1 protein-coding gene and 1 pseudogene are annotated in these 1852 nt (G+C 53.9%); both read left to right on the plus strand.

Translation table 11 applies throughout. From position 1 onward, the window contains the following. On the plus strand, positions 1-1569 hold a 1569-nt coding region (locus HNQ59_RS19315), incomplete at its 5' end, for a hypothetical protein (RefSeq protein ID WP_184042019.1). Continuing rightward, positions 1566-1852: pseudogene (locus HNQ59_RS19320) on the plus strand (hypothetical protein); the annotation flags it as partial. The gene HNQ59_RS19315 and the pseudogene HNQ59_RS19320, both read left to right, overlap by 4 nt.

The raw sequence follows: 1852 nt of genomic DNA on the forward strand, positions 1-1852 counted from the left end.
ATCGCCATCGGCGCGATTCCCTTCATTGGACAAGCCATCGACCTATATGACACCCTGATGTCAGCCAAAGCTTGGTACGATCAACGCAACGTGCGTGGCACTCTCTTGGAGAATGCCCAGTTCGATATGCTGCTGGCCCTCATCGGCTGGATTCCCGGCCCAGGGGATGGCATCAAGAAAAGCCTGCGGCTGGTGAACAAAGACCCGCAGCGGTTTGCACCGGTCATGTTTGACCTGCTGCGCTTCATCCTGCGCGAATGCGGCATCAACACCAGCCCGGAAGCCTTGCTAGAGCAGGTCTTCAACCCAGGGTATCTCAAAGCGCAAATTGCAGAGATCAAAGCAGAGGTTCTGTCATCGAGCCTGTTCGAAGAGCTGCCCGACAGCGCACAATCAGGCATCCGCCTGACCTTGAACCTGGCGGAAAATCAACTGCCCCTGCTGGCTGCCGTGGTTGACCGCCGGGTCAAGAGCTGGCAACGGGTTCAATTCAACAGTGCTGCCAAGGGGTCAACCGGGGGCCGTGCGAAAGTGCCGCCACCGGAACATCGCTCCCCGGACACCTCACGCCAAGGACAGGAGCGGCATAATCAAGGAAGCAGCCAAAGCTCCCTGAATACCATTGTGGCGGAAGTGGATCCCAGGACGCTGACCAATGAGATGGTGGGTATTTCCGGTGAGCACATTGCCGACTACTATTGCCTGGAGACGCTAAACTGGAATAAGCGTGGTTGGCAGGCCCATGATCAAGGTCATGATGGTCGTTGGTTAGAACAACCGAGCAAACATTACATCGGAAAACTGTCACATCGCGGTGCACTGTATCGTCTTGCCGACGGGCCCAATGGTACCGGTATCGATGCGGTATGGCGTGCAGAGCGCGCGAGCAATGACAACAAGCTCTATGCCGTGATCGAAGCCAAAGCCAGCCGGGACGAAGACCGCCCCAAATTTCTGGATCGCCCCAACAACAAGCGCAAGCCCGGTATTGGCGGTCTACTTCGGGACAACGCGCGTGATCTGCTCAAGCGTCGGGCACGTGACTTGATCAAGGATCCGTCGGAACTGCTGGAGCCGATGGAGGACGATAACTCATCCACCAATCAGGGCACTACCGGGGTAGCCAAGCCAGGTGGAGGAAGTGGCAAACGTGGATCCAGCAGACGTGGCAGTAGTCGACCAACTCAACAAGGGCACCCATCTAGCGCCCCTGCTAGTACCACAGGGACCCAGCAAAAAACGCCTCTTCCCATTTATGTACAGATGAGCCATGAGTGGATAGAGAAAAACATTAAGCAGGCATTGCCTCCCGGCAATGTACGGGATGAGTTTTTGCTTACCAGTACGATCATATATTCCAGACATCTGTTTTACTCGCCCTATTATCATCCGAGTGGTAGCCCGAAGCGACACATGGAAGCGAAATTACGTCGAAGTCCACCCAGCGAACATACGGCACATGACGCATTTCATTACACCGAGGATGAAATTAAAAAGGCAGTGAATAAACGCAAAAAGTTGTTGCGTGAAAAGCACGGAAATTTACCGACCTTGAAAGAAGAGAGATGACCATCGATATCAGGTCACAACGCCGTCAGCAGTTCCTTACACAAGACCTTTATGACAGTTTGCTCCCTTACTATCAAGGGCACCAAGTCAAATTAAACGAACTGCTTGCTGGACCAATTTCTGATGTAGGTACACGACGACGCTGGTCCTATTTCCTAAGTGATGGCAATTATGAATTGCTGTCGCTCCGCTACACCGCAGGTGAGGACCTACATGCGCTTCGGGCAGAGCTGCCCACGGTGATAGAAGCCTATGAACGATTGCAACGAGCCATCGCCGCAGC

Source organism: Chitinivorax tropicus (assembly GCF_014202905.1).
In the GTDB taxonomy this organism is placed as follows: Bacteria; Pseudomonadota; Gammaproteobacteria; order Burkholderiales; family SCOH01; genus Chitinivorax; species Chitinivorax tropicus.